Annotated in this window: 21 protein-coding genes; 14 read left to right on the top strand and 7 right to left on the bottom strand. The window is 60.2% G+C overall.

Translation table 11 applies throughout. The features are described from left to right. Window positions 1–4: 4 nt before the first annotated feature. The 10 genes from nudE to FZE95_RS03050 all read left to right on the top strand — a co-directional run bounded on the left by nudE (window position 5) and on the right by FZE95_RS03050 (window position 9,241). On the top strand, window positions 5–571 hold the full coding sequence (nudE, locus tag FZE95_RS03095) for an ADP compounds hydrolase NudE (RefSeq protein WP_150299380.1): 567 nt from the start codon (window positions 5–7) through the stop codon (window positions 569–571). Continuing rightward, complete coding sequence (gene cysQ, locus FZE95_RS03090) at window positions 568–1,371, top strand: 3'(2'),5'-bisphosphate nucleotidase CysQ (protein ID WP_150299379.1); 804 nt, start codon at window positions 568–570, stop codon at window positions 1,369–1,371. The genes nudE and cysQ overlap by 4 nt, the downstream gene beginning before the upstream one ends. 91 nt (window positions 1,372–1,462) lie before the next feature. After that, window positions 1,463–2,113: a peptide-methionine (S)-S-oxide reductase MsrA gene (msrA, locus tag FZE95_RS03085; protein WP_150299378.1), complete on the top strand. Its 651-nt coding sequence runs from the start codon at window positions 1,463–1,465 to the stop codon at window positions 2,111–2,113. 188 nt (window positions 2,114–2,301) lie between these two features. After that, entirely contained in the window at window positions 2,302–5,208 is a 2,907-nt protein-coding gene (locus tag FZE95_RS03080; protein WP_150299377.1) for a monovalent cation/H+ antiporter subunit A, read from the top strand. After that, entirely contained in the window at window positions 5,208–5,552 is a 345-nt protein-coding gene (locus FZE95_RS03075) for a Na+/H+ antiporter subunit C (RefSeq protein WP_150299376.1), read from the top strand. Before FZE95_RS03080 ends, FZE95_RS03075 begins: the two co-directional genes overlap by 1 nt. Next, the gene (locus tag FZE95_RS03070; RefSeq protein ID WP_150299375.1) at window positions 5,549–7,192 is read left to right on the top strand and encodes a monovalent cation/H+ antiporter subunit D; all 1,644 of its coding nucleotides are present in this window, start codon (window positions 5,549–5,551) and stop codon (window positions 7,190–7,192) included. The genes FZE95_RS03075 and FZE95_RS03070 overlap by 4 nt, the downstream gene beginning before the upstream one ends. Next, window positions 7,189–7,689: a Na+/H+ antiporter subunit E gene (locus FZE95_RS03065; protein ID WP_150299374.1), complete on the top strand. Its 501-nt coding sequence runs from the start codon at window positions 7,189–7,191 to the stop codon at window positions 7,687–7,689. The genes FZE95_RS03070 and FZE95_RS03065 overlap by 4 nt, the downstream gene beginning before the upstream one ends. Beyond that, window positions 7,686–7,964, top strand: a complete 279-nt coding sequence (locus FZE95_RS03060; RefSeq protein WP_150299373.1) for a K+/H+ antiporter subunit F — start codon at window positions 7,686–7,688, stop codon at window positions 7,962–7,964. The genes FZE95_RS03065 and FZE95_RS03060 overlap by 4 nt, the downstream gene beginning before the upstream one ends. Continuing rightward, window positions 7,961–8,344, top strand: a complete 384-nt coding sequence (mnhG, locus tag FZE95_RS03055; protein ID WP_150299372.1) for a monovalent cation/H(+) antiporter subunit G — start codon at window positions 7,961–7,963, stop codon at window positions 8,342–8,344. Before FZE95_RS03060 ends, mnhG begins: the two co-directional genes overlap by 4 nt. Window positions 8,345–8,383: 39 nt before the next feature. Continuing rightward, complete coding sequence (locus tag FZE95_RS03050) at window positions 8,384–9,241, top strand: DMT family transporter (protein WP_150299371.1); 858 nt, start codon at window positions 8,384–8,386, stop codon at window positions 9,239–9,241. Between the two features lie 25 nt (window positions 9,242–9,266). On the opposite strand, the gene FZE95_RS03045 is transcribed toward FZE95_RS03050, so the two are convergent. The 4 genes from FZE95_RS03045 to FZE95_RS03030 are packed head-to-tail and all read right to left on the bottom strand — an operon-like array spanning window position 9,267 to window position 11,566. Continuing rightward, on the bottom strand, window positions 9,267–10,523 hold the full coding sequence (locus tag FZE95_RS03045; protein ID WP_150299370.1) for an AI-2E family transporter: 1,257 nt from the start codon (window positions 10,521–10,523) through the stop codon (window positions 9,267–9,269). Further along, entirely contained in the window at window positions 10,520–10,804 is a 285-nt protein-coding gene (locus tag FZE95_RS03040) for a hypothetical protein (RefSeq protein ID WP_150299369.1), read from the bottom strand. The genes FZE95_RS03045 and FZE95_RS03040 overlap by 4 nt, the downstream gene beginning before the upstream one ends. Beyond that, entirely contained in the window at window positions 10,779–11,225 is a 447-nt protein-coding gene (locus FZE95_RS03035; RefSeq protein WP_150299368.1) for a hypothetical protein, read from the bottom strand. The genes FZE95_RS03040 and FZE95_RS03035 overlap by 26 nt, the downstream gene beginning before the upstream one ends. Next, window positions 11,222–11,566: a hypothetical protein gene (locus FZE95_RS03030; RefSeq protein ID WP_150299367.1), complete on the bottom strand. Its 345-nt coding sequence runs from the start codon at window positions 11,564–11,566 to the stop codon at window positions 11,222–11,224. The genes FZE95_RS03035 and FZE95_RS03030 overlap by 4 nt, the downstream gene beginning before the upstream one ends. Before the next feature lie 255 nt (window positions 11,567–11,821). Between FZE95_RS03030 and FZE95_RS03025 the strand changes: the two genes are divergently transcribed. Further along, complete coding sequence (locus FZE95_RS03025; protein WP_150299366.1) at window positions 11,822–13,000, top strand: saccharopine dehydrogenase family protein; 1,179 nt, start codon at window positions 11,822–11,824, stop codon at window positions 12,998–13,000. Window positions 13,001–13,036: 36 nt separating this feature from the next. Here FZE95_RS03025 and FZE95_RS03020 read toward each other — a convergent pair whose 3' ends face one another. From FZE95_RS03020 to FZE95_RS03010, 3 genes are all read right to left on the bottom strand, one after another. Beyond that, the gene (locus FZE95_RS03020; RefSeq protein ID WP_150299365.1) at window positions 13,037–13,879 is read right to left on the bottom strand and encodes a 23S rRNA (adenine(2030)-N(6))-methyltransferase RlmJ; all 843 of its coding nucleotides are present in this window, start codon (window positions 13,877–13,879) and stop codon (window positions 13,037–13,039) included. 114 nt (window positions 13,880–13,993) lie between these two features. Next, window positions 13,994–15,793: a GspE/PulE family protein gene (locus tag FZE95_RS03015; protein ID WP_150299364.1), complete on the bottom strand. Its 1,800-nt coding sequence runs from the start codon at window positions 15,791–15,793 to the stop codon at window positions 13,994–13,996. Window positions 15,794–15,820: 27 nt separating this feature from the next. After that, window positions 15,821–17,224, bottom strand: coding sequence for a CYTH domain-containing protein (locus tag FZE95_RS03010; protein WP_150299363.1), 1,404 nt, complete (start codon window positions 17,222–17,224; stop codon window positions 15,821–15,823). A 105-nt stretch (window positions 17,225–17,329) separates the two neighbouring features. On the opposite strand from FZE95_RS03010, the gene FZE95_RS03005 reads away from it, so the two are divergent. From FZE95_RS03005 to argE, 3 genes are all read left to right on the top strand, one after another. Then, on the top strand, window positions 17,330–18,007 hold the full coding sequence (locus FZE95_RS03005) for a TIGR00153 family protein (protein ID WP_150299362.1): 678 nt from the start codon (window positions 17,330–17,332) through the stop codon (window positions 18,005–18,007). Between the two features lie 82 nt (window positions 18,008–18,089). Next, window positions 18,090–19,349 carry an inorganic phosphate transporter gene (locus tag FZE95_RS03000; RefSeq protein ID WP_150299361.1) on the top strand — a complete coding sequence of 420 codons (1,260 nt, stop codon included), beginning with the start codon at window positions 18,090–18,092 and terminating at the stop codon, window positions 19,347–19,349. A 154-nt stretch (window positions 19,350–19,503) separates the two neighbouring features. Beyond that, on the top strand, window positions 19,504–20,655 hold the full coding sequence (argE, locus tag FZE95_RS02995) for an acetylornithine deacetylase (RefSeq protein ID WP_150299360.1): 1,152 nt from the start codon (window positions 19,504–19,506) through the stop codon (window positions 20,653–20,655). The last annotated feature ends 188 nt before the right edge of the window (window positions 20,656–20,843 follow it).

Raw genomic sequence — 20,843 nt, 5'->3', positions numbered from 1 at the left:
CCCCATGCCGCAGAAGCCCGAGACACTCGACGCCCGGATCGTTGCCAAGAGCCGGCTGTTTACCGTGGAGCAAGTCCAGCTGCGCTTCAGCAATGGCGTGGAACGCACCTATGAACGCCTGATCAACAAAGGTCAGGGTTATGGCGCGGTCATGATCATTGCATTGAAGGACGACCGCACCGCACTGCTGATCGAGGAGTACTGCGGCGGCCTCGACAGCTACCAGTTATCGGTGCCTAAAGGACTGGTCGAGCCGGGCGAAGACGTTCTCGATGCGGCCAATCGCGAACTGATGGAAGAAGCCGGCTTCGGTGCCGAGCGACTCGAATTGCTGACCCATCTTTCATTGTCTCCGGGTTACATGAGCCAGCAAATTTCCGTAGTGCTGGCACGCGACCTCTATGAAAAACGTTTACCCGGTGACGAACCCGAGCCGATACGGGTGGACTGGGTGGATCTCTATGCGCTGTCAGAGCTGACCGCGATGGAAAACTTCAGCGAGGGCCGCGCTCTGGCCGGACTGTATCTGGTGCGCGATCTGCTTGAACAGCGCGGCGAGCTGAAGCGATGACCCTCCCCACAAACGTTGAGGAACTCTGCGCCCTGACCCGTCGGGCTGGCGATCGCACGCTCGAGTGGTGGCGACACAATCCTGAAGTAACTGACAAACCGGATGACTCGCCAGTGACTGCCGCCGATCTGGCTGCGCACCATATGATCGTCGCCGGCCTGCATGCGCTGACACCCGACATTCCCGTGCTGTCTGAAGAAGATACTGACGCACCCTTGGCCGAGCGTATGAGCTGGCAGCGCTTCTGGTTGGTCGATCCGCTCGACGGAACCAAGGAATTCATCGCCGGTACTGACGAATTCACCGTCAATATTGCCCTGATTGACAACGGCCAGGTGGTGCTCGGCATCGTTGGCGCGCCAGCCCGCAACACACTCTACTGGGGCGGGAAGGACCTGGGCGCATGGCGCCAGCTAGGCAACGAACCCGCCGAACCCATCCATTGCCGGCCCGCCGCTACCCCACTCGTGGTAGTCGCCAGTCGTCGCCATTCAAGCCCGGAACAGGAAGCCATGCTGTCGCGCATACAAACGCTGCAGCAGATCGAGCAGGTCAGCGTCGGTAGCTCCCTGAAATTCTGTCTGGTTGCCGAAGGTCAGGCTGATCTGTATCCGCGGCTGGCTCCCACCAGCCAATGGGACACCGCTGCTGCACAGGCGGTTGTCGAAGGCGCAGGCGGACAGGTGATCGGACTGGATGGCCGACGCTTCGCCTATCCCACACGGGAATCCTGGCTCAACGGGCATTTTGTGGCCATGGGCGACGTCCCATCGGAATTACTGACTCAGGTGCTAGGCTGAGTCCATCCGGCTCTTTGCGCTGGACACTGCCCCGGTCCGGCGAGATCATGTCGCGATCGTCCCTTTTCAAGTCCTCAGCAGGAGCCTGCCCATGTTCTTCCGCAGCATTCCCGAACATAAGATGCGCCTACCCACTGCAGAGGAAGCCTTGCCTGGCCGCGATAGGCTGATTCCCACGAGCGAGACCCATACCGTTCTCGGTACGCCTATCAAGCCGCCCTTCCCTGATGGCATGCAGCACATCATTTTTGGCATGGGTTGTTTCTGGGGCGTCGAGCGCCTGTTCTGGCAACTAGAGGGTGTGTATACCACGGCAGCGGGGTATGCCGGCGGGGTGACGCCCAACCCGACCTACGAAGAGGTGTGTTCGGGCATGACCGGCCACAATGAGGTGGTGCTTGTGGTGTTTGATCCGCAGCGGGTTAGCCTTGATGACCTGCTCAAAGTGTTCTGGGAAGGCCATGATCCGTCGCAGGGCATGCGCCAGGGTAATGATGCCGGCACTCAGTATCGCTCAGGTATCTACCTCACTGACGAGGCTCAGCGCGAGGCTGCCGAAGCCAGTCGCACGCTGTTCTCCCAGGCACTGGCCGCCGCTGGCCGTCCGGACACGACCACCGAAATTGTTCCGGCTCAAAGCTTCTACTATGCCGAAAGTTACCATCAGCAATATCTTGATAAAAATCCGGGCGGTTACTGCGGTATCGGCGGGACAGGTGTATGCATGCCGCCTCGCTCGTGAATCGACCGGTCGTTTCGCATGACTGCAGGAATGCCCGGAAGATCAATACGTTGCGTAATTTCCGGATGAGATGGTAATTTCGGTCGCTTGATTATGGCCGTACGGTCAGCGCACCGCGCGTACCATGCAGGGCCCGGCATGTCGCCGATTGCCAGACACGGCACTGAACCATTCTTTCCTGAGTAGCCATGCTGTTACTGATCCTCATCCTCGCACCCTTTCTTGGCAGTGTCGTCGCGGCGTTTCTGCCGGCCAACGCTCGCAATACCGAAGCGTGGCTGGCTGGCCTGGTAGGGCTCATCGGGTTTGGCATTACCTTGTATCTGTTGCCGGCTATCGGTAACGGCGAGGTGGTGCGTTTTACCGCTGAATGGCTGCCCGGGCAGGACCTCAATTTCATCCTGCGCATGGACGGTCTGGCCTGGCTTTTCAGCCTGTTGATACTCGGTATCTTTTTGCTGGTAGTGCTCTATGCGCGTTACTACATGTCGCCGAAGGATCCTGTCCCGCGCTTTTTCGCGTTCCTGTTGGCCTTCATGGGCGCGATGCTCGGGATTGTGCTTTCAGGGAACCTGATCCAGCTGGTCATGTTCTGGGAGCTGACCAGCCTGATGTCGTTTCTGCTGATAGGTTACTGGCACCACCGCGCCGATGCGCGGCGCGGCGCGCGCATGGCCTTTACGGTTACCGCAACCGGCGGCCTCTGTCTGCTTGCCGGGGTTCTGGTGCTCGGGCATATCGTCGGTAGTTACAATCTCGATGTGGTACTCGCCTCCGGAAACACGATCCGCAACCATCCGCTGTATCTGACCACGCTGGTACTGATTGCACTGGGCGCATTAACCAAGAGTGCGCAATTCCCCTTCCACTTCTGGCTGCCGCACGCCATGGCCGCGCCCACGCCCGTCTCGGCTTTTCTGCATTCGGCGACCATGGTCAAGGCTGGCATATTCCTGCTGATGCGGCTCTGGCCGGTATTGGCGAGCACGCCGGAGTGGGCCTGGATCATTGGCGGCGCCGGCATCTGCACCATGCTGATCGGCGCTTTCATAGCCATTTTCCAGCATGACCTCAAGGGGTTGCTGGCCTATTCGACTATCAGTCACCTGGGCCTGATCACCGCCCTGCTGGGCATCGGAACGCCACTGGCGATGGTGGCGGCAATCTTCCACACGGTTAACCACGCCACCTTCAAGGCCTCGCTTTTCATGGCGGTCGGCATCATCGATCACGAGTGCGGCACCCGCGACATGCGCAGGTTACGCGGGCTCTACCGTCCCATGCCGCATACCGCCACGCTGGCCATTGTCGCCAGCGCAGCCATGGCCGGTGTGCCGTTGCTCAACGGTTTCATCTCCAAGGAAATGTTCTTCGCCGAAGCACTTCAAGTCGGTTCTGACAGCAACTGGTGGATGTCGCTGGTTGCCATCGCCATGGGCATCTTTGGCGTCGCCTACTCGTTGCGTTTCATCTACGTGTTCTTCGGCCCGACGGCGGTGGATTTACCCAGTACGCCGCACGAACCGCCACGCTGGATGCGCCTCCCGGTCGAGCTATTGGTGCTGTCCTGCCTGATCGTCGGTGTTGTGCCTGCGTTGACCATCGGCCCGCTGCTGCACAACGCTGTCGAAGCGGTCCTGGGCGTGCAAACGCCGACCTACAGCCTGGCCGTCTGGCATGGGCTGAATATGCCGTTGCTGATGAGTCTGATCGCGCTGGCCGGAGGCGTAGTGCTATACGCTCTGCTGCGTACCCGCTTCGGGCTGACCCAGCGCGACAGCGTGCCGTTTCTGCACCGGTTCAACGGCAAGCAGGCCTATGAAAGCACCATGCTCGAACTGATGGCTCTCTCAGCGCGGCTTGAAAAGCTGCTTGGTACGCGTCGATTGCAACCGCAGCTCCTGTTGATGATGCTGGCCGGCGTGTTTGTTGCGCTGACCGTTAGCTGGATAGTGCCGCATGGCTGGGATCTGAAAACACCCGAGACGCTCAACCTGCCCTTTGCTGCCATGTGGATGGTGGGCTGTGCCTGCGCGCTGGCCGCCGCCTGGCAAGCCAAATATCACCGTCTGGCTGCACTGATGCTGGTCGGCGGTACAGGCATAGTCGTCAGCATCACCTTTCTCTGGTTGTCAGCGCCCGATCTGGCACTGACCCAGTTGATGGTCGAAACCGTGACCACTGTGTTGATCCTGCTTGGCTTGCGCTGGCTACCGCCGCGCATTCTGAACCGAGAAACCGAGGCCAGGGTAAACCGGATGGCACGCACCAGACGCACCCGGGACTTCATCCTCGCAGTGGTCGCGGGCACCGGGATGGCTGCGCTCAGCTATCTGGTACTGCTGCATCCGACTGGTAGCAACATAGGCGATTTCTTCCTTGAGCGCGCGCTCAGCGAAGGCGGCGGCAGCAATGTGGTGAACGTGCTGCTGGTTGATTTCCGAGGCTTCGATACCTTCGGTGAGCTTGCCGTGCTGAGCATTGTGGCGCTCACGGTCTATGCGCTGCTGCGTCGATTCCGCCCCGCCCCTGAAAGCATCCCGATACCAGCGCAGCAGGCCAACAGCATTGATCCGGCGACCCGCCAGACGCCGGCACAACAGGCCAACAGTGGCTACCTGATGGTGCCGAGCGTATACCTGCGCCTGTTGCTACCGATCTTTGGCGTGGTGGCCGCCTACTTCTTCATGCGCGGACATAATCTGCCAGGTGGCGGCTTCGTCGCGGGCCTGATCCTTTCGGTAGCCATTATCATCCAGTACATGCTGGCCGGCACCGCCTGGGTCGAAGCGAATCTGCGCCTGCAGCCGCACCGCTGGATTGCTGCCGGGCTTGCACTCACCGCAGCGACGGGGCTGGGCGCCTGGTTGCTCGGTTATCCTTTCCTGACCAGCCATACAGCGCACCTTGACCTTCCTGTCTTTGGCGAAGTGCACCTACCCAGCGCATTCCTCTTTGACCTGGGCGTGTTTTGCGTGGTCGTCGGCAGCACCATGCTGATCCTCATCGCCCTTGCCCACCAGTCGGTGCGCAGCCACCGGGTACCTGTCGGAACATCAGTGCAATCAGCGCCGTCCAGCAAGGAGATCCTTTAATGGAAGTCGTCATCGCCATCGCCATTGGCGTGCTGTTCGGTTCGGGCGTCTGGCTGATCCTGCGCCCCCGGACGTTTCAGGTCATAACCGGGCTGTTGCTGCTGAGCTACGCCGTCAACCTGTTCATCTTCATCATGGGCCGGTTGTCGATCAATCTGCCGCCGCTCACCCTCGAAGAAGGCCCGATTGATCCCGCGCTGTACGCCGACCCGGTGCCCCAGGCGCTGGTGCTCACGGCCATCGTTATCGGCTTCGCTACGACCGCCTTGTACCTGGTGGTACTGCTTGCTTCACGCGGGATGACCGGCACGGACCATGTGGAAGGCCGGGAGCCGGACGTATGAGCAGCCACTGGCTGGACCAGCTGTTGCTGACGCCCATACTGCTACCGCTATTGAGTGCTGCAGCGCTGGTTATCATCAACCAGCGCAGCCATCAGCTGAAGTTCACCATCAACCTGATCAGTTGCCTGGCGCTGCTGGCCAACGCGGCGGCGCTGGTCTACCTGACTGACACCGAACATTGGCCACGGGACATCGGCGTCTACCTCGCGGCCAACTGGGCTACGCCCTTCGGCATCGCGCTGATGGCCGACCGCCTGGCCGCCACCATGCTGCTGCTCACAGCCGTCATAGCGCTGGCTTCGCTGCTCTATGCCTACGCCCGCTGGAGCCGCACCGGCGTGCATTTTCATGCGTTGTTCCAGTTCCTGCTGATGGGTATCAACGGCGCTTTCCTGACGGGCGACCTGTTCAACCTGTTCGTGTTCTTCGAGATCATGCTGGCCGCTTCCTACGGTCTGGTTCTGCATGGATTCAATGCCGCGCGGGTGCGCGCGGGCATGCAGTACATCGTGATCAACCTGGTGTCTTCCTTCTTTTTTCTGATCGGCGTAGCACTGATCTACGCTGCAGCTGGCACATTGAACATGGCCGACCTGGCCACGCGGCTCACCGGGCTGACGCCTACTGATCGATTGTTACTGGAGACCGGCGCAGCCATTCTTGCGGTGGCCTTCCTCACCAAGAGCGCTGTATGGCCGCTGGGATTCTGGCTGCCGACCACCTACTCGGCGGCCTCGCCCCCCGTCGGAGCCATGCTGGTGCTGATGACCAAGGTCGGCGTCTATGTTCTGCTCAGGTTATGGCTTCTGGTATTTGCCGATCATGCCGGCGTCGCCAGTGCGTTGGGCGCCAACGCCCTGCTGGTTATTGGCGTGGTAACCATCGCGTTTGGCAGCATCGGGCTGCTGGCGAGCCAGGAGCTGGGCCGCATGGCAGGCTACAGCGCGATCATTTCCTCCGGGACCTTGCTTGCCGCCATTGGCTACGGCCAGCCCAACGTGATCAGCGCTGCATTGTTCTATTTGCTCAGTTCGACGCTGGCGGTCGCCGCGCTGGTCATGCTGATCGAACTGATCGACCGTATCCGCAAGCCCAGTGCCGCCATGCTGGCACTAACTATGGAGGCGTTTGCCATAGGCGATGCACCCGAGGAAGCCGACTCGGCCGGCGTACCGATACCCGCGGCGATGGCGTTCCTCGGCCTGGCCTTCTTTGCCTGCGCATTGATCATAGCGGGCCTGCCGCCGCTGTCCGGCTTTATCGCCAAGTTCAGCCTGTTCCATGCCATGCTCAACCCCTACGGTTTGTCCGCGTTGACCGCAGACACCGGCAACCTGGCAGCCTGGATGCTGATGGCACTGATCATTGTTTCCGGACTGGCCGCGATCATTTCGCTGATGCGCTATGGCGTACGTACCTTCTGGGCGACCGAATCCACCCCGCCGCGCTTGCAGCTGACCGAGGCAGGCGCAGTGGCCAGCCTGCTGTTTCTCTGCGTGGTGATCACGGTTCAGGCCGGGCCACTGCGCAGCTATCTGGACCGCGTGTCGATCGGTCTGCATCACCCTGCCGATTACACGCAGCGGGTGCTGTCCGCGCCAACGGTCCCCGGCGTTGTCAACCCGGAGGGCAGCGAATGAGCCGTTGGCTGCCATCGCCGATCCTCTCGGCGGCGTTGTTGATCATGTGGTTACTGCTCAATCAGAGCCTTTCCCCGGGACAGCTGCTGATTGGCGCGCTGCTGGCCATTGCCGCGCCCATTCTGTCCCGCCCGCTGCGGCCATTCACCGTGGTCGTGAAGAAGCCGATGGTGATGCTTCGGCTGGCCGGCTGGTCGCTGAAGGAAATCATCCGCTCCAGTTTCAACGTTAGCCGGATCATTCTGTTTACCCGACACGAGCATCTGAACTCACAGTTCATACGTATTCCGCTGGATTTGCGCGACCCTTACGGGCTGGCGGTTTTGTCGTGCATCATCAATTCGACCCCGGGGACAGTCTGGGTGGAGATCATGCCGGACAGCAATGACCTGGCTCTGCACGTGTTTGACCTGCACGACGCCAACTGGTGGGTCGAGATGATCAAGACCCGCTACGAACAACCACTCATTGAAATCTTCGAACAGGGCAACCCATGACGACATTGCTGACCCTGACCATTCTGTTCGCCCAGGGCTGCACCATGCTGGCCATGCTGTTCTGCGCCATCCGGCTGCTACTCGGGCCTAGTGCCCAGGATCGCGTGCTGGCGCTGGATACGCTGTGGATGTGCGGCATGATCCTGGCGCTTGTGATGGGCATTCGCTTTGCCAATGATGTGTATTTCGAGATGGCGTTGCTGATCGCCCTGACCGGTTTTGTTTCCTCGATTGCACTGGCCAAGTTTCTTACCCGCGGGGAGATCATCGAATGAGCGTGGTAAATATCGATCTTCCGCTCTGGCTGGCTGTCCCCTTCGTGCTGCTATTGCTGCTGGGCAGTCTGATCATCCTGATTGGCGCCCTCGGCCTGCTGCGATTGCCCAGCTTTTACCAGCGTGTCCACGGCCCGGCCATCACCATCACGCTCGGTACCGGCTGCGTCCTGCTCGCCTCCATGCTCTATTTCAGCGGCCTGGAAACCCGACTGGTGCTGCATGAGCTGCTGATCTCGGCCTTTCTGCTGTTAACCGCGCCGGTTACCTCGATGATGATCATGCGCGCCTCGGTTTATCGGGATCTGCGCGCGGGCCGCATCATCCGCGAGTCAGACGCGAGCGAAAGCTATCGATTTCCGGGAAGCAACGATGAATGATCCCGTCGCCCTGCGCACATTCTGCCCAGCATGATGCCGATGACCCATAGTCGCGCCCTGCTGAGCATGCATGTCGCAGCATTGATGTTCGGGTTGACCGGCATATTCGGCAAGCTGATCCAGGCCGGCCCGATGGTGATCGTATTCGGCCGGGCGCTGTTTGCCGTGGGCGCGTTATTTCTCTTCGCCCGCCTGTTTACTCGCCCGATACTGCGTGGCGTGACGCGGCAGCGATTCCTGCAGCTGGCAATGTGCGGTTTCTTTCTCGGCGTGCATTGGCTGACCTTCTTCCACGCGGTCAAGATCGCTGGCGTTGGCATCGGCACCCTGGGATTCGCCAGCTTCCCGGCCTTTGTGGTCATTCTCGAGATGATCTTCTGGCGCGAACAACCCAGCCCCCGCGATCTGCTCAAGGTGGGCTTGATCTGTATCGGCCTGGTACTGGTCGCCCCGGCGTTTGATCTCTCTCACGGCGCCACGACCGGTCTGCTATGGGCCATCCTGTCGGGCTTCTGCTTCGCTGCGGTATCAGTCGGTAATCGTCTGACCAGCGGGCACCTCCATGCGGTACAGGTAGCGTTCTGGCAGAACATCGTGATTCTGGTTTGCCTGCTGCCATTCACCAGTACTGCGTTAATGAAAATCGATGCGCTGGACTGGGTATGGCTGGCCCTGCTCGGGCTGTTCTGCACCGGCCTGGCGCATGGATTGTTCGTTGCCAGCCTGACGGTGCTCAAGGCGCGTGTGGCATCCCTGTTCTTCGCACTCGAGCCGGTGTACGGCATTCTGTTTGCCTGGTATCTGTTCGGCGAAGAGCCGACGCTGCGCATGCTGCTGGGTGGCCTGCTGATCATCTCAGCGCTGGCTCTGGTCAGTCGCGCGCCCGAGCCAGCCTGAGGCACTGCTTATCGTCCCGGGCTTATCAAGCCCGGGTTTCGATCACCCGCACCCAGTCCGGCAGAATGTTCATGCGTGCGGCCGCGAGCTTCAGGCATACCAGCAGCGGCACTGCCAGCAGGACACCCACCGCGCCCCACATCCAGCCCCACAGAATAAGCCAGACCATGACTACCAGCGGATTGAGTCGCATATTGCGGCCAAGCATGATTGGCGTCACGAACTGCGCCTCGACCAGATTGATACAGAAAAAGATCAGCACCGGCATCAGTGCCGCAAGCTCCGGCCCATACTGCACCAGCCCGGCTATCGCCAATATGATCATCGCCAGGATCGGACCCACATAGGGGGCAAAGTTTGCCAGGCCCACCAGCGCTCCCCAGAGCATCGCGTCCTCCACGCCGTACAGCCACAAGGCCCCGCCGGTTACCAGGCCCAGGCAGCTATTGATGATGCTCACTGTCAGGATATAACGCGACAGCTCACGCTGGATCTCGCGCACCAGCATGATCGTCATGCGCTTGTCCCGGGCGTGCGGAAACACATCGACGAAGGCGGCAAACAGGTTGGGCCCGAAAATCAACAGGAACAGTATCAGGATCACGCTGGTCACAAGCTGGGCAAGCACCAGCGGAGTCGCGCTCAGCACGGAAATCACCGCTTCCATGCCGCCCTGCCGTATGCGGGCACTTACCTGGTCGTCCTCCTCCAACGGCGGTTCGACTACGACCGGGGGCGGTTCCGGTTCGGGCTCCTCTTCCTTATCCCCTCGGAACCAGCCAAACAAACGAAAGCCTCTGTCTTCTTCCTCTTCGGCTTGCGCCGGTGGAGGTGACGGCGTGGTCGGCGCAGATTTGCGTTCAGACTGAAGGCTGTCGGTAAATTCATCCAGCCGCTCGGTGAGCTGCTCGGACAGGTCAGGCAGCTGCTTTGCCCATTTCTGGGCAGGCTCAGTCAGCTGCATAACAAGCAGGGTAAAGGGGCCAAGCAGCACGGCCATGATGACGACCGCAGACACCGTCCGCGGAACGTAAATGCGCTTGAGGCCGGTAACCAGCGGGCCGAGCAATAACGAAAACAGCATCGCTACCACTATGGGCATCAACAGCGTCTTGGCGAAATATAGCGTGTAGACAGCCGCAAGCCCCACCAGCCAGACGGTCGGAGAAACCGTTCCGGGCTGGGAGGCGGGAATAGCAATCGGGTCTAGCTGAGCTTCAGGATCGATCGGGGCTGGGGCGCGGTGGTCAGCGAACGGCTCCCTGCCGTTCTCGTCGGTCATGCATCGCCTTCCAGCGCCGATGAGGATGAGGGCATCCACAACGTGGCGATACGCCACAATCGCAGGCCTTCAATGCTGAATGCCAGCAGACTCTTGCGTCCGAGAGTGCCGGACAGACCTGCAGCCAGCCCGACTGCCAGTCCGCCGCCAAGAATCCAGAGCGGCGACTGGCGTTTCAGAAACGCCATCCGCTGCATCCCCTCGAGCTTCAGCAATCCCCTTTCGAGTTTGAGCTGCTCGTTGATCTGCTTGACCTCATTGATCAGGTCTTTGCGCGCCATCTTTGATTCCTTGTCTGAACGCGTGAATATGCTGCTTGGTCGTCGTTAAGCCAAGGTTCTTGCTGGAGCTCTTGATCATCGTCAGCATAATCAGCATCGGAATGATCTGTACTGCAAGGAACGCCACCAACCCCAGGGTTACCGACTGGCTGGGCACATAGGCCCACCAACCGAGCAGGACCGATAAACCTATCCAGGCCAGCATGGCGAGGGGCAGCATGGCCAGACCGAGAACGGCAATCCGTCCGCTTTCGGCCATGGTCAGGCGAATTTCCGTGAAAGCCAGCTTGCCCAAATCCTTTCCGGTCAGGGCAGCATGCTTGGCCCATTCGGCCAGTGCTTTCAGTTCCGTCTGCAGATCCGCCTCACCTGTTGCCGTCTCGCCTTCGCCCGGCCTGGACTCATCCGGGATCTCGCTCATTTGGATTTAGTGCATAGCTTGGAGACAACGAAACCGGCTGCAAAGGCGATGCCGAGCGAGGTCAGGGGCTTTTCCCGGATGAAGCTGGTAGCTTGACCGGTGTACTGCTGGATTTGTGCTTGTGCTTGCTCTCTGCCTTTCATAAATTGATCCGATGCTCCGTGTTTTAGGTCCAGGCCAGACGTTTCCGCAGCGTGCAGAAAATGCGACTTGGCCTCCATCAGTTTGTCGAAAGCGGCCATGACCGCGTCCTTACCAGAATCGATTTCCTTCGAACTTTCCTCGCTGTTTACGGTTTTCTTTACCGAATCAGCGGCCTTATCCAAATTCGCAGCTACCATGTGCTTGCTCCTAAATCGAATCAGCGAAGTGGTGTTTTACAATGTTCTTGACCACCCTCGGCTCGGCAATGTTCCCTCGATCGGGAAAATGAATTGCGCTTGAAGCCTTTCACACGCAGCTGTTACGCCTGCTCTGACGCAAAATCACCTGTTATGCCAAACAACAGACGCGCCACGAAACACCTGGCTGTGCCAGACTATTGTCTCGACACGGCAGACAGCCGACATCAACCGTATCTGACAGGGTAGCCGGAAATGCGAAAAACACCGGAATTCGACGTAGTGGTTTATGGGGCGACGGGCTATACGGGCCGTCTCGTCGCTGAATACCTGGCGCAGGAATATGCCGACGACAAGGCATTGCGCTGGGCGATGGCGGGCCGTAATGCGCAGAAGCTGGCCGCCGTGCGCGACGAGATCGGCGCTCCGCAGGGAACGCCTCTGGTGGTCGCCGATACCAGCGACCCCGCCAGCCTTTATGCAATGGTCGAGCGCACTCGCGTGGTCCTGACAACCGTCGGACCTTACCAGCTGTATGGCTCCGAACTGGTGGCTGCGTGCGCGGAAACCGGCACCGATTATGTGGATTTATGTGGCGAACCAGCCTGGATGCGTCAGATGATCGACGCGCATGCCGACGCCGCCAGAGCTAGCGGGGCGCGCATCGTATTCTCCTGCGGTTTCGACTCGATCCCATTCGATCTGGGCGTCTACTTTCTGCAGCAGGCCGCAAATGAGCAGCTCGGCTCGCCGGCGTCACGGGTCAAGGGCCGGGTACGGAAAATGAAAGGCACCTTCTCTGGAGGAACTGCGGCCAGTCTGAAAGCGACCACGGCGGCGGCCAAGGCCAATCCGGAAATATATCAGCTGCTCAGTAATCACTTTGCGCTGGCGCCGGGTTTCACCGGGCCCGAACAGCCGCCGGCAAGCAAGCCGGAATATGACGAGAGCCTGGATAGCTGGGCAGCGCCTTTCATCATGGCGGCGATCAACACACGCAATGTGCACCGCTCGAACGCACTGCTCGGCCACGCCTACGGTGAGAACTTCGTCTACGACGAAATGCTGTTGACCGGCCCTGGCGATCAGGGAAAAGCCATGGCCGAGGCGGTGGCATCGGACCGTTCGCTGTCCAGCGACAAGGCCCCGAAACCCGGCGAAGGCCCGACTGCAGAGGAGCGCGAGAACGGGTATTACGACATTCTGTTCATCGGCGAGTCCGATGACGGCAAGACCATCAAGGCCAGCGTGTCTGGCAAGCGTGATCCTGGTTACGGCTCGACATCACGCATGATTGCCGAAAGTGCAATCTGCCTGGTTCGCGATGCCACCGATACTGCCGGCGGTATCTGGACCACGGCCCCAGCCATGGGCGAGCGGCTTATCAAGCGGCTGACCGAGCATGCCGGCCTGACCTTCAAGCTGGAAGACTGACCTGCTGTCCAGCCTGCGCCCAGTCCGGGCGCGGGTTTAGGGCCCACCGACCAACCAATCCATCCGGCATTCCCCTTCACCGGATTGCGCCAGGACCTTTGCCAGCCATGGCAAGGCGGTGTCCAGCTCTTCCCACAGCGGCCAGGGCGGGTTCACCAACATCAGACCGGAACCGTTCAGACCGAGCTGGTTATCAGCCGGACGCACATTCAGCTCCACGCGCAGCACCTTGGGCAGTCCGGAGTCACCAATCTGGCGGTAGAAATCCCGTAGCAGACGCTGGTCCTTGATCGGGTACCAGAGCGCGATGACAGTCTGGCGCATACGCTGGATCGCGGTCTGCATCGAGGCCAGACAGCGCGCCAGCTCGTTTTCCTTTTCGAAGGGCGGATCCAGCAACCACAGGGCACGTTTCTCGGCGACCGGCAGAAAGGCCTTGGCCAGCTCGTAGCCATCGCGCTGGTGCACAGCAATGCGCGAGTCATGACTGAAATGCTCGCGCAGGGTGGCCGCGTCTTCCGGATGCAGCTCGCTGAGGATCATGCGGTCCTGGTCGCGTAGCGCGTCGGCAATCAACTGTGGTGAACCCGGGTAATAGCGCAAGGCTGCGTCCGGGTTGTGCGTGGCTACAGCGCTGCGCAAATCGGCAAACATATCCGGCAGGTCATCCCTTTCCCACAGGCGGGCGATCCCGTCTCGGTATTCGCCGGTTTTCCCGGCAGCCTCCCCTTCCAGGTCATACATTGCCGTGCCGGCGTGGCTGTCCAGATAACAATACGGCGTTTCCTTGCGCTGCATCAGCGTCGCCATGCGCAACAGAACGGCGTGCTTGAAAATGTCAGCGTGATTGCCGGCGTGGTAGCTGTGGCGGTAGTTCATGAATACGGACTCGTTAGCGGCAAACGCCGGCATTCTAGGGATGGATAGGGGGTCGCCACAAGCAGCCGGCTCGGCCGTTCGCGGCGATTTTGCCAGACTGCCAGCGCTGATCGTTCAGCTTTGCTGGCTGGTTGGCGTCACGCGAAGCACTTCTTCAATCGTCGTCAAACCGGCCCCGACTTTCTGCGCGCCTGACAGACGAAGGCTGTGCATGCCTTCCTTGTAGGCTTGGCGACGCAGTGCGTTGAGCTCGATATCCGACTGCACCAGCGGCTTGAGGCTGTCGCTTAATGGCATCAGCTCATACACACCGGCTCGACCCCGATAGCCGGTTTCCCGGCATTCCGGACAGCCAACCGGGCTGTGCGCATTGGCCGGCAGCGGCGCATTCCAGGGTCGGGTCAGCTCGCGCCAGGCCGCGGCATCCACCTGCGTCGGGACCTTGCAGTGCCGACACAGGGTGCGCACCAGACGCTGGGCCATGACGCCCAGCAGCGTTGCCTTGATCAGGTAGGCCGGCACGCCGAGTTCAATCAGACGGCTGACCGAGCTGGGCGCATCGTTGGTATGCAGGGTAGACAGCACCAGATGCCCCGTCAGCGCCGCCTGAATCGCCATTTCAGCGGTTTCCAGATCGCGTATCTCGCCGATCATGATGATGTCCGGATCCTGGCGCATCAGCGCGCGCACCGCGCTGGCGAAATTGAGATCGATATTGTGCTGGACCTGCATCTGGTTGAAGCTTTCCTCAACCATCTCGATCGGATCCTCCACCGTGCAGACGTTTACTTCAGGTGTCGCCAGCTTTTTCAGGGTGGTGTACAGGGTGGTTGTCTTGCCGGAACCGGTGGGGCCGGTTACCAGCACGATGCCATTGGGCTGGCCAACCATATGCTGCCAGCGGCGTTTGTCCTCGGCGGAAAACCCCAACTGATCAAAGCTGCGCAGTAGGACGTCCGGATCGAAGATCCGCATAACCATCTTTTCGCCAAAGGCCGTCGGCAAGGTGGAAAGCCGCAACTCGACTTCATTGCCCTGCGGCGATTTGGTCTTCACACGACCGTCCTGTGGCTTGCGCTTCTCCGCCACATTCATCCGACCCAGCGTTTTCAGCCGACTGACCACCGCCACTGCCACCTGCAGTGGGAAGCTGTAGACAGTGTGCAGCACACCGTCGATGCGCAACCTGACGCTGCCGGTCTCGCGGCGCGGCTCGATGTGGATGTCGCTGGCGCGCTGTTCGAAGGCGTACTGGAACAGCCAATCGACGATGTTGACCACGTGCGCATCGTTGGCGTCCGGCTCCTGACTCATGTTGCCGAGATTCAACAGCTGCTCGAAGTTGCCGATGCTGGTGTTCTTCTGCTCGCTGTTGCTGGCGCCGCTGACCGAGCGTGCCAGGCGGTAGAATTCCAGCGAGTAACGTTGAATGTCTGCCGGGCTGGCCACGACGCGCAGTATCTCGCGCTTGAGCACGTGGTTAAGATTGGCTTCCCAGCTGGTTACCAGGGGCTGGGCGCTGGCAATGGTTACCTGGCGCTCATTGACCTCGACCGCCAGGATCCTGTGCCGCTGCGCGAAGGCGAAGGACATCAGCGGCGTGATCTCGGCGACGTTGATCTTCAGCGGATCGATGCGATAGTACGGCTGACCCGCCTCGGCGGCGAGCCAGCGGCTGAGGCTTTCCAGGTCAAGCTCTTTGCCCGGCCGGGAGAGATCGTCGAGATGCTGCGTGGCGATAAACTCGAGCGGATGCAGCGACTGGGTCTCACCAACAGCAGAGCGCCGTAGCGTGCTCAGTTGCTCGGCCGTGTCGATATCCATCCGCCCCTGCCCCACCAACGCCTTGAGCAGGTCGGTCAGGTCCAGCAAGCGGTCACTTTCAGCTATCGCCAGTTCCTTCAGATGCAGCATCCGTCTCTCCCTTTCCGGCTTCGGCTCTCAGTTGTTGAGCTCTCTCCAGGCATCCAACCGGCGCAAACGCTGACCCTGCTTGCGCAGCGCAGCCAGCAGGGCCGGTCGCTGTTCTGCATCAATCAGCGGGTACTGTTCAAGCAAAGCCTGTAATTTGTTCAGTTCACCGAACAGGCGATCAGCTTCGGGCACTTCCAGTAACTGACGGAAACCGGACAGCAGGAAATACAACCGGCCCAGCCGCGGCTGCTGATCCATCCACTCGCTGACCGCCGAATCCGGGTCATTGTGGTGGGGCACGACGAGACTCTGGATTTCCTTGGCGACCGCCGCAATCAGCCAGCGCGGCACTGCCAGCGCGCCGATCTTGTCGCCGCGCGGCGGGCGCGCCTGTTTCCAGCCGGATTGGTGCAGCCACAAAGCCAGCGATATGAATAGTTCACCCCAGGCGCGATCCTGAATCACTTCATCGAACAATGCAGGCGCTTTGTCGCGCACGGCCTGCCCTTCTTCGTCATCGGCCCAGCCAGCCAGGGCCAGCGGGCGAAATGCACCGACCAGTTGATCAAGCGGTTGTACAAAGGATTGGCCGGCAGAGCGCGGCAGGGCCAGATCGAACACGCCAAAATAGGCGCGCAATACACCGAGATGGGTAGTCAGATCGCGGAACAACTTCCATTGCCCGGTGTGGCGATATTGTTCAGCCAACCGCTGGGTGTGCCCCAGCAGTTGCCAACCAGCGCCAGCAATGACCTCGTCCACCGTGGACTCGGCGCTCCACTGGGCAAAGGCTGGCTTGAGTGCATAACTGGCCGGATCGAACAGTCGGTAACCGCGCTCGGCCTTGCTGATGTCGCAAGGCATCAATGGCAGGTCGGCGGCGAGGCGTGCTGCCAGCTCAAGCACGGCGACGGCCGGCCCCTGGCGCACCTCCAGCTCGAGCTCGCAAATCGGCTCCTCATGCTCACCGGCTATGACCTTGCCTTCGTCCAGCGCCACTTCCACTTCAACCGGCTCGCCTTCGCGCTCCCACTTGATCATCGCTCGGGTGCGCTGGAAATCAGTGGTGAACAAGGGCTGCAGCTGGCTCAGATCCAGATCGGCCAGCGCCTGTGGCCAACAGCTGTCGTCCAGCAGCGAGAGATCCAGATGATCCTGGTTCAGCGGCCAGTCCCACTCGTTGCGTTCGGACAGACCGGCGACGCTCTGACCGCGACTTTTCAACGTTTGTATATACTGATCACCATCGCGTCGCAGTCGCAAGGCAACCTTGGCTGCGGCAAGATCCCGTGTAGCGGTGTCATAGTATTGGTTGTACAGGGGACCGGAATGCCATTCGCCGGATAGCCGCTCGGCTAACAGCGGGTGTTTACGCAGTGCCGCCAGGGTTTTGGGCGTTACACGGAGTTTGATTTCTGTCTCTTTGACCATGGTAATTCTCTGTATAGTTTCGCCGGACGCGACGTCGAACCGCTTGGGTGACGTGGCGGGGATCACCATCTATAATTTGCGGCCTTAAAAAGCCTTGGAGCCTTCATGCCCAACAATCCTTTTCTAAGCCTGTTCGGTCGCTCGCCTATCGGCCCCATGCAATTGCATATTGCCAAGGCTCATGAGTGCGCCGCGAAGTTGAACGACTTTATCGACGCCGTTATCGCAGATGACTGGATCGAGGCCGAACGTATCCAGCAGGAAATCGCCGAGCTGGAGCGCGCCGCAGACAAGCTGAAAAAAGATGTCCGCGTACACCTGCCCAAGAGTCTGTTTCTGCCAGTGCCGCGTTCGGACCTGCTGGAACTGCTGAGTGTACAGGACAAAGTAGCCAACCGCGCCAAGGATATCGCCGGCCTGATGCTGGGCCGCAGGATGACCATTCCAGGGCCTTTGCAGGCCGGTTTCAAAGCTTTTGTCAGTCGTTCAGTAGACGCAGCAGCGCAAGCTTTGCGCGCGATGAACGAGCTCGACGAATTGCTGGAAACAGGCTTCTCCGGCCGCGAAGTAACCCTGGTTGAAAAGCTGATTGATGAACTCGATCGTATCGAGCACGAAACCGACAACTTGCAGATCAAGTTGCGCGCAGAGCTGTATCAGCTGGAAAAGGATCTCCCTCCAGTAGACGTAATGTTTCTGTACAAGATCATCGAATGGATTGGTGACGTGGCAGACCGGGCACAACGCGTTGGAAATCGCCTGGAATTATTGATGGCCCGCTAAGGATGTTGCCGTTTCAGCTCAACGAAACGGCAGAAGTCCCGAAGACCAGCCCTTACACGCACACCAACAGAGCATTTCAATTATGACCCTCATCGCAGAATACGGCACCGTGCTGCTGATCCTTGCCTGCCTTTTCGGTTTCTTCATGGCATGGGGCGTAGGTGCCAACGACGTCGCCAACGCCATGGGAACGTCGGTCGGCTCCCGGGCGTTGACTATCAAGCAGGCGATCATGATCGCCATCGTATTCGAATTTCTGGGCGCCTACCTGGCGGGCGGCGAAGTCACCCAGACGGTAAGAAGCGGCATTCTGGATTCCAGCATGATCAGCCCCGAGCAGATGGTATTCGGCATGCTGGCAGCACTCCTCGCCGCAGGTTCCTGGCTGTTCATCGCGTCCACACGCGGCTGGCCGGTATCGACCACCCACTCGATTATCGGCGCGGTGATTGGCTTCGGTGCAGTGGGTGTCTCGGTTGACGCCGTGAACTGGGCCGGCGTTGTGCCCATTGTTTCGAGCTGGGTGATTTCCCCGCTGCTCTCCGGCGTCATCGCTTTCAGTATCTTCCTCAGCGTCCACAAGCTGATTCTGAACACCGAAGAACCCTTCCTCAACGCCAAGCGCTACGTACCGTTTTACATGTTTGCGGTGGGCTTCCTGGTAACCCTGATGACAGTGACCAAGGGCCTCAAGCACGTTGGTCTGGATATCGCGGGCTGGCAGGCGCTCGCACTGGCTACGCTGGTTGGACTGCTGATCACTGGCCTGGGCCTGGTTCTCCTGTCACGCATCAAGATTGACCCTGAAGCTGACAAGAACTTTTACTTTGCCAGCGTGGAGCGGGTCTTTGCGGTGCTGATGATTTTCACCGCCTGCGCCATGGCATTCGCCCACGGCTCGAACGATGTGGCCAATGCGGTGGGCCCCCTCGCTGCGATTGTCGGCGTGTTGCAGAGCGGCGGCCAGATGGGCGAAACCACTCTGGTGCCCGGCTGGATACTGCTGCTGGGTGCTGCGGGTATCGTCGTCGGCCTCGCTACCTATGGGTATCGCGTAATCGCCACGATCGGCAAGCACATCACGGAACTGACGCCCAGTCGCGGCTTCGCTGCTGAACTGGCCACCGCTGCTACGGTGGTTGGCGCCTCCACAATTGGCTTACCGGTGTCCACTACCCACACGCTGGTCGGTGCGGTTCTCGGCGTAGGCATGGCGCGCGGTATCGGTGCACTGAACCTGCACGTTATTGGCCGTATTTTCAGCTCCTGGCTGGTCACTCTGCCGGCCGGCGCCGCGTTGTCAATCCTGTTCTTCTTTATCCTGACTGGCATCTTCGGCTGACTCGCCGCTCCCGGTGACGTAACCTGACTGCTCAGCTTACGTCGCCAGGGTGTGTTGCCGTTTCATCGCGGCTCGTCTGATCGTCGCCCCGCTCTGGGTCGTTGGCTGGACGACGCGACCGCGACGTAACGACACCACACGCCAGGAGCCACACATGGGTTTACCCTCTCTCAAGGCGCAGTTCGAAGCGCTGCTAAAAGCCCCGTCCATAAGCTGCACCCAGCCGGAGCATGACCAGTCCAACATGGAGGTGATCAACCTTCTGGCAGGCTGGCTTGAGGAGCTGGGCTTTTCCTGCGAAATCCAGGCTATCGAAGGCCAGCCGGGCAAGGCCAATCTGGTGGCGATACTCGGCAGCGGACCTGGCGGGCTGGTGCTGGCCGGACATACCGATACCGTACCCTGCAATCCCGAACGCTGGAACATGGACCCGTTTGCTCTGACCGAAGCGGATGGCCGTTGGTACGGCTTGGGCAGCTGCGATATGAAGGGCTTTTTTCCGCTTATCATCGAAGCCGTGAAGAGCTATCTGGACCGGCCGTTTCGCCAGCCGCTGATCATACTGGCGACAGCTGATGAAGAAAGCTCCATGACCGGTGCCCGGGCGCTGGTCGCGAGCAGCCTGCACCACGCTCGTCATGCGGTGATTGGCGAGCCGACCGGATTGAAACCGATCCGGGTGCACAAGGGCATCCTGATGGAGCGCGTGGAAATCACCGGTCAGGCCGGCCATTCCTCCGACCCCTCACTCGGCCGCAATGCGCTGGAGGCCATGCACAGCGTTATTGGCGAGCTGGTCGCGCTGAGAAGTGACTGGCAACGACGCTGGCAGAATCCGCTATTTTCTGTGCCGGTCCCCACGATGAATCTCGGCTGCATTCATGGCGGCGATAACCCCAACCGGATTTGCGGTACCTGCGCGCTGGAATTCGATATCCGCCCGCTGCCCGGCATGGATCCTGATGCGCTACGCGCCGAGATCAACGCGCGGCTGAAAATTATTGCCGCCGAACAACAGATCCAGATCGAGTATCTGCCATTGTTCCCCGGCGTTCCGCCGCTGGATACCGCCGCCAATGCACCGCTGGTTCAGGCCTGTGAACAGCTCACCGGCTACAGCGCCGGCAGCGTCGCCTTCGCGACCGAAGGGCCGTATCTCAACCAGCTCGGTATGCAGACCCTCATTCTTGGTCCCGGCGATATCGATCAGGCGCACCAGCCGGACGAATTCCTGGCGATGGATCGTATTGATCCGACCGTGAAGATACTGCGGCAGTTGATTGAGCGGTTTTGTTTGAGCGGCTGAAATGATGGCATTAATTGGCCCCAACGGTCACCTGTAGGAAGGTCGCCCCCGGCCCGACGGCGTCTGCAAGACGCCCCGAGGTTAGTTCAGCCGTTGCAACAACTGGCCTGGCGGCCAGATCGCCGTGACGGTTCGGCGTCCCGATCACGCCTTGTATGGTTTTCCTACAGGTCCAAAACCAAAATGGA

Source organism: Pseudomonas profundi (genome assembly GCF_008638305.1).
Taxonomy (GTDB): domain Bacteria; phylum Pseudomonadota; class Gammaproteobacteria; order Pseudomonadales; family Pseudomonadaceae; genus Halopseudomonas; species Halopseudomonas profundi.
This window is presented reverse-complemented; position numbering and strand designations above follow the sequence as displayed.